The sequence below is a fragment of the Butyrivibrio hungatei genome, from assembly GCF_900101605.1.
GTDB lineage: Bacteria > Bacillota > Clostridia > Lachnospirales > Lachnospiraceae > Butyrivibrio > Butyrivibrio hungatei_B.
Genome location: NZ_FMUR01000030.1, coordinates 1 through 7,639, shown reverse-complemented (window position 1 = coordinate 7,639; position 7,639 = coordinate 1). Strand labels below are relative to the sequence as shown.

Below are 7,639 nucleotides of genomic sequence, written 5' to 3'. Positions count from 1 at the left end.
AGTTTGCGGAATTCTCATATGGAATAAAACATACCAAACGAGTATATACGGCTGCTGATATAGATGAGTGCGTTGATGATTTTGATATATTCGTTGTTGGAAGTGATCAGATTTGGGGAATAGAAAATGATATGCCTCTTATCAATCTACCAATAATGTGTTTGAATTTTTTACCCAAGAATAAAGTGGGGATTACTTATGCTGCAAGTTTTGGAGGGATGAGGGCATCTTCTCGTAACGATGAAATAATCAAAAATGAGATAAAAAATTTCCGTTATGTTTCTGTCAGAGAACGTTCGGCGTCAAGGTATATACAGGAAATACACGGGATAGCTCCGGAGGTGGTGCTGGATCCGGTATTCCTTTTGGATGAGGGGGAGTGGAGGTCTGTCGCTAATGAATCTGATGAGAGTTGTGAGCCGTATTTATTGTTTTATACGGCAGGAGCGGATCCAAGGCAGGAGGAAATTCTTTTAAATCTATATGAACAGTTAAATGTAAAAGTCAGGCGGCTTGGTTATATTGATGGTGAGTTGATTGGACCGAAAGAATTTATTACATGGATAAAAAATGCCAAATACATTTTGACTGATTCTTTTCATGCTACGGTTTTTTCTATTATTTTCCACAAAAATGTTGTAGTACTTCCTGTTGATAACAAACAGAAGGATATAAGTAAAAATAGCAGGTTGATTGATTTGCTAGAAACATTTGGGATGAAAGAGCGCTATATCAGTGATATAGCGGATGCCCAAAATGCAGTTAAGAATGCGGAGAAGTTATTTGCACAAGCAGTAGATTATGATCATGTTGAAAAGACATTAGAAGTGGAGAGACAAAAATCTTTCAAATATATAAAAGTAGCGTTGGAGAGCCAAAACGATACGATGTCTGACTGCGATAACGGCAGTATAGGAGATGAACCTGATAACAGACCACAGCGTTATTATATGAAATCTATTTCTAAGAACGCAAGTATGGATCGCATGAAATATGAAAATGCATATTGGGAAGAGTTTGTAGCAAGGCAAGCATTGCTTAGAGCATATTATAACGAGATAGAACGATCGGATCTCATGCTTAAAGTGGCAAAAGTCGAGGCAGCAGGAGCTTTTATTGATAATTATTTGATTGAATCGAAAAGTATTTTTATATATGGCGCCGGAAAACTTGGGAAGAGCCTTTTGATGTGTTTTAAGAAAGTTGATGGTTTCTTTGATAAAGCAAATAGTATAACAAACTGTGAGGGGATTCATGTATATCAGCCGTATTCCGATGAGGCCCGTCTGGAAATAGGCGACGGTTCCGGAATCACAGTTGTTGTAACACCGGTGTGGGATTTTTATGATATTAAAGAGGAACTTGTATGTGAATATAGAAATATTCACCCTGTTTCCGCAAAGGAGCTTGTAGAGCAGATGTTACAGAAGTTGGTATGAGAAGATTTTGGAGACGGTATGATTGATGAAGCAAAATTTGTAGAAGATTCGTTCAGACGAAATTTTAATTTGGATGATTGTATTGCTATATATGGTCTTGGGAAGAATACTAAGGTGATTGTTGAAAATTGTCCTGAGTATAATATTGTTGCGCTTATGGATAGAAACAGGACCGGAGAAAGCGAATGGGGGCTTCCTATTCTTTCTGTAGATGAAGTTAATGAGCGCGCTGTGAATAAGATTGTTATTATTGCGACGGCGGCAAATGTACCTGTCATTTTTAGAAGAATAGCAAAGTCTTGCGAAAACTATGGGATTTCTGTCTATAACATAGAGGGAACAAAACAGGAGATAAAAAAAGAATATAAGGTAGATGATTTCTATATTTCATGTACTGAGCAGAAAGCTAAAGAGAAGATTGATGAATGCGATGTTGTGAGTTTTGACATTTTTGATACTTTGCTTGTAAGGAAAACGCTCTATCCTACGGATGTTTTTGAAATTGTCGGGAAACGTTGCGGTTCGATTATTCCTGTTTCTGTAAGTGATTTCTATAAGTTAAGAATAGAATGTGAAAGAAAACTATATAGTGAGAAGCAACCTACTATCTATGATATCTATAATGAAATTCAAAGAAACATAGATATTGATGATGAGGTAAAGAAGAAACTTATAGAATGTGAAGTAGAAATAGAGAAAGAAGTTCTTTTTGCGCGCGAAAGTATTCTGGACTTATGGAATTATGCTTTATCGAAAAATAAGAAGATATGTTGTACCTCAGATATGTATCTTACTGAAAAAATTATTCGAGAGCTGCTGACTGCCGCGGGATATACCGGAATGGAGCATGTTTTTGTTTCGTGTGAGATTGGTAAATCAAAAAGTTCAGGCTTGTTCAAAGCTGTAAAGAAGACTTATCTGGGGAAGAAAATATTACATATCGGTGATAACGCGGATGCTGATATACGCTGCGCATATGAACAGGGAATTGATGAGACATTCCGAATTTCTTCAATCTATAAGATGATTGATGACAGTAGATTGTCTGAGTTATTGGCGTTTGAAAGTATGATTGAAGAACGCTGCGAATTAGGAAAGCTGTTCTCAAAAATATTTAATGATCCGTTTCTTTTTTCTGAGACTTATGGAAGATGTGTTGTAAAGGATAATTATAGTATTGGATACTATTTCATTGAGCCTATGTTGGCGGCTTTTATTGAGTGGATTCTTTCAGAATGCCAAAAAGAGCAGATCGAGATGTTACTATTGGGGGCGAGAGATGGCTTTATAATAGAAAAGCTTCTCGATGTAAGGGCTGATTATACGGAAAATGTAATTCCGTATTCGTATTTCTATGCATCAAGGTACACTTGCACATTGGCGGGGGTAAGCTCTGAAGATGATGTGAAATATGCGTTTTCCATGGCGTTTGAGGGAAGTGCAAAAGAGATGCTGATGGGTAGATTTGCATTGAATGAAGAAGAGCTTTTGTCTGAAATCCAGGGTGAAACAAAAAATCAATTTTTAGAGCGGCACATTCCGATTATTTTGAGGAATGCTCAAAATTACAGGGAAAGATATCGTGAGTATGCTGAGAATATTATCGGTAGGCATAAAAAGATAGGTTTCTTTGATTTTGTGTCTTCCGGAACATGTCAATTATGGTTGGAAAACATTTTTCCGGAATCAAAATGGATTGGATATTACTTTATCAAAACACTTGATAAATATAAAGATAAATTAGATATCCGCTCATATTTTAAGCCTAAATATGTATATGAGAAGCAAAGTAAGTTATATAAAAACTATATATTTATGGAAAATATTATGACATCTTACGAAGCAACTCTGAAGGGATTTTCAAGTGACGGTCTGCCGGTGTTCGAAGATGATAAGCGAGAGAAATGTTATTTAAAGGCAGTGCAAGAAATTCATAGAGGAATTGTGGATGCTTATACTGAAAGAATGAGAGAAAAACAGGGTATCCCTTCAATTGATTTGGCTGATGAGATTTTAAATATACTCAATGGCAATTATTCTGTAATGAGGGCTGATTTTTTTGAAGGAAATAAGTTGGAAGATGAATTTTGCAAGCGTACTTTTGATCTGAAATCAGTTATAGAATGATAAATTAATTTGAATAAGGTGACTGAAAATGGAAGCTTTTGAGCAAATGATGAAAAGCAGAATATTTGCCGTATATGGTCTTGGGACAGAAACTGAACGCTTCCTTAAGGAACAAAAAGGAAACTTGAATATCGTCGGCCTCCTTGACGGCTTCAGAGAAGACGGTGAAATCTACGGATATCCCATAATTCCAATCTCGGAAGCAGTAGAAAGTGGAGTATCACTTATAATAGTGGTTGCTCGTCCGGGATCGTGCAAGGCGATAGCCAAGAGGATAGGGGCATTATGCATTGAAAAAAATATCGCTCTTTTTGATGTTCGAGGTAAGGATCTTCTTGCTGTAAACGATGTGTCATATGTCTTTTCCGGGCTCGAAGGATATACCGTGCAGTGCCTTCTGGAAAAGATAGAGAAATCAGACGTGATCAGCTTTGACTTTTTTGAAACTCTGATTGCAAGAATCGAGATGTGCTACACGGATCTTTTTGAATTGATAGATCTGAAGCTTAAGGAAAAGGGCATTATCATTCCTGATTTCGCAAGGCTCCGTCTGTATGCTGAGAAGGAGCTGTCAAAAAATCATGCACCTAGATTGGAAGAGATATATGAATTTCTTCTTGAGGCAGCAGACGTACATTCTGTATCCGCGGACGAATTGGCGGATTTTGAATGGATGTTGGATCAAAAAACTATCATTGAGAGAAAAGAGGTATGCGGGATTTGCAGAAGTGCGATTTCTGCAGGGAAGACAGTTTGCATTACCTCAGATACTTACTATTCAAGAGAGCAGATAGAGAGTATTATTGGCCGATTTGGACTGAGCGATGTTAGTGAGGTTTTTGCTTCCTGCGAGTATGGAGTGTCGAAGACGCAGGGACTGTATTCTTTTCTCAAAGAAAGATATCCGGGGAAGAAAATCTTGCATATCGGTGATGATGAAACGACGGATATTGAAAAGGCTTCGGAATATGATATAGATACTCAGCGTATATATAATGGTGCCAATCTGTATGATCATTTGGGCGGCTTTGGTTTGGATAATGAGATAAAGAGCTATTCTGACAGAGTTAAAGTCGGAATGCTGATCGCATCGATTTTTAACAGTCCCTTTTGGTTTGAAGAAGCTTCGCAAAAAGTATCTGTAAAGGATTCGTTCGGGATAGGATATTCCTTCTGTGCGCCGATGATCACTGATTTTGTTTTGTGGATGAAGCGAAGAGCTGAGAAACAGGGCTATAAGCAGCTTTTGTTCTGTGCCAGAGACGGATATCTGCCGATAAAGCTTTACGAGAAAGTTGCAACGAGTGCTAAGTATTTTTATTTTCTTTCGTCCAGAACTGCTGCAATCCGCGCGGGGATGGAGAATCCGAAAGATATAGAATATGTGGACAGCATGAAGTATTCCGGATCCGCGGATGAAGCGTTAAAGAGACGATTTGGTATAGATGCTGCGAAAATTACGCGTTCTGAGCGCGATGAAGAGATACTCAGGAAATCCGGGATGCAGCGAGAGAATTACAAAAAATATATTGAAAAGCTGGATATAGACGAGGGTGCGATCGGAATGTTTGATTTTGTTGCAAAGGGCACTACTCAGATGTATCTTCAGAAGTTGTTCGCTCAGCATATCAAGGGCTTTTACTTTTTGCAGCTGGAGCCTGAATTTATGGCGGATAAAGGTTTGGATATAGAACCTTTTTATTCTGATGAAGAGAAAAACAGCAGTGCAATATTCGACAATTATTATATTCTGGAAACTATTCTTACGGCGCCGTTTCCGCAGCTTGAGGAATTTGATGAAAACGGGGAACCTGTTTTTGCTAAGGGGACCAGAAGCAAGACAGATATAGAGGCCTTTGAGAAAGCACAGAAGGGAATAATTGAGTATTTTGAGAAGTATATTGAACTGGTGCCTGAGGCTGCAAGAATAGAAAATAAGACGCTTGATGAGAAAATTCTGGCTCTTGTAAATAAAGTTCAGATTGAGGATGAAGATTTTTTGAAGCTCAAGGTGGAAGATCCGTTTTTTGGGAGGATGACGGATATAAGGGATGTGATTGGGTGATGTACGAATAGACGGGAGTAAAAATGATAAAATAAGGGGCTGAATTGAAAAATCAATTCAGCCCTGATGTAACTCACGTATTCCTGTTTTTGTATTTCTCAAGCTCGGCTCGTAGTTGAGCGATTTCTGAGTCCTTGTTAGCGATAGTGGCATCCTTTTCAGAAAGCTTAGCTTTCTGCTCTTTAACCTCTTCTTCAAGTTGATCTATCATATATTTAACTGTATTATCATCCAGAATCTTCAGTTCTTCAGAAAAAAACATAGTCATCATCCTTTCTGTGTTCCGGCATATGCCATAAAGGTCATGGTACATAGACTTGAAATCGGGATGTGTTTCTAACAGTTTTGAGATATATTTAGGTTCGTCACAGCCAAGGAAAGTCAGCCACGCATCCATATCACTTCTAATACCATTATTATGTAGATTTTCAAGGAAAATATCAACGGGAATAAATATAAAGTTTTGGAGCATATTCATCTTTAGGCCTGTATCCGATACAGTAGAAAATTTGTGAACAAAAACATCTTTGTATTCTTTGAATGCAGAAGGAGAGTTTTCAAGAAATACGATGGTGTATACAGGAGCGATATCCTTATATGAGAATTCTTTTTTACGTAGATCCCTGATGCGCTTGTATTGACGCAGCAGAAGATCTGCGGAGTAGCATGAAGCTCTTTCTCCTGTGAAGGCATAGCCAAGTTTTTGCACTTCGATGTTTGCGAGAGTTCCGTCTTCGAGCTCTACTACGATGTCTGTTATTACAAGGGATGATTCATCTCCGATGCGGGTGTTGTCGTTAGTCAGCTGATATTTCACTGTGACTTTTCTTCCAAGTATTGTGCTTAGAAGCGATGACAGACGCTCAGGAGCATATTCGGGATTGAGAATCTCTTTGAAGTAGCAATCATAAAGCATTTTTACGCCTTTGGAACCTGTGCAGATTGACAGAAACTCATTTTGATGTTTTTCCGGCCAATTGTTGAAGATTGCACGAAGCGTATCATTTGCATTGATTTCTTCAAGTATCTGCTCTTTGGTCTTGATCATTGGAAAAAATTTTGAAAGATTTGTTTGGTTACTTTTCATTTGATACCTCACTTATAGAACTTTTATAGATTTGGCGAATCGCCATAGCGTCGACATAGAATTGTCATTGAAAGACTGCCGACTCGTTCTATGATAGCAGATAAATCTTAAGAAATACCGTCGAAATTTCTTAAGATTTTATGTAGTGTAGAACGGTAAAATGGGATTTTTGTAAAAAAAGAATAGGCCTGAATTGAAGGATCCAATTCAGGCCAAGTACTCACTTATTCTTGTTTATTATGTTCACTTTGTAATTTAGAAATTTTAGAGTGCTTTTCAGCAATCTCAGCTTCTTTTTCAGCGATAAGTTTTTCTTTTTCGGCAATCTCAGCTTCTTTTTCAGCGATAAGCCTTTCTTTTTCGGCAATCTCGGCGTCTATTTTAGCGATAAGTCTTTCTTTTTCAGCAATCTCAGCATCTTTTTTAGAAATCTCAGCTTTGCATTTTTCTTCAGCATCAGTATAACCTGCGGTATACTGAGAATTCATCTGCTCTCTGTAACGACGCTGGCCTTCAAGAATATATTTTTCTTGATTGGCGTAATTTAGTTCGAATATCAAATTTTCTACCTCTTCAATGCCAAGATGATTCTCGGCAAGGCTTGTGGATTGTAAACGTCAATGAAAAAGTTTACCACTCGCTACCGAATTAGTTTACCACTTCGCTAGCGAAAAACTTTACCATTTGACCATTTTTCGCTGGTGAATAAGTTTACCAGTAGCGATACTGAAAAAGTTTACCACTAACGCTACCGAAAAAGTTTACCACCAAGTTTCTTGTTATGGGGAACACCGCAATAGCAGCATTCCCCGAGTTACTTTAGTTATAATACATAGTTTTCGAATGGCAGGTCCTCATCAAGACGAACCTTATGGGCATGAGCTTTGAAGTATTCAAAATCCTCTGTAAGCCCCTTCCATT

At 37.9% G+C, this 7,639-nt stretch carries 5 protein-coding genes; 3 read left to right on the top strand and 2 right to left on the bottom strand.

Going from position 1 to position 7,639, the window contains the following annotated elements; translation table 11 throughout:
• The 3 genes from BLP87_RS15565 to BLP87_RS15555 form a co-directional block, all read left to right on the top strand.
• Window positions 1-1,439 (top strand): polysaccharide pyruvyl transferase family protein (locus tag BLP87_RS15565; protein ID WP_074463483.1); only part of this gene is annotated, 1,439 nt, incomplete at its 5' end.
• An 18-nt stretch (window positions 1,440-1,457) separates the two neighbouring features.
• Complete coding sequence (locus BLP87_RS15560) at window positions 1,458-3,566, top strand: hypothetical protein (RefSeq protein ID WP_074463482.1); 2,109 nt, start codon at window positions 1,458-1,460, stop codon at window positions 3,564-3,566.
• Window positions 3,567-3,612: 46 nt separating this feature from the next.
• Window positions 3,613-5,631, top strand: a complete 2,019-nt coding sequence (locus BLP87_RS15555; protein ID WP_143002168.1) for a hypothetical protein — start codon at window positions 3,613-3,615, stop codon at window positions 5,629-5,631.
• A gap of 73 nt (window positions 5,632-5,704) precedes the next feature.
• On the opposite strand, the gene BLP87_RS15550 is transcribed toward BLP87_RS15555, so the two are convergent.
• Together BLP87_RS15550 and BLP87_RS15545 are read right to left on the bottom strand one after the other, a co-directional pair.
• Window positions 5,705-6,718: a PD-(D/E)XK nuclease family transposase gene (locus BLP87_RS15550; protein ID WP_027209130.1), complete on the bottom strand. Its 1,014-nt coding sequence runs from the start codon at window positions 6,716-6,718 to the stop codon at window positions 5,705-5,707.
• A gap of 224 nt (window positions 6,719-6,942) precedes the next feature.
• Complete coding sequence (locus BLP87_RS15545) at window positions 6,943-7,278, bottom strand: hypothetical protein (protein ID WP_074463480.1); 336 nt, start codon at window positions 7,276-7,278, stop codon at window positions 6,943-6,945.
• Window positions 7,279-7,639 lie beyond the last annotated feature (361 nt).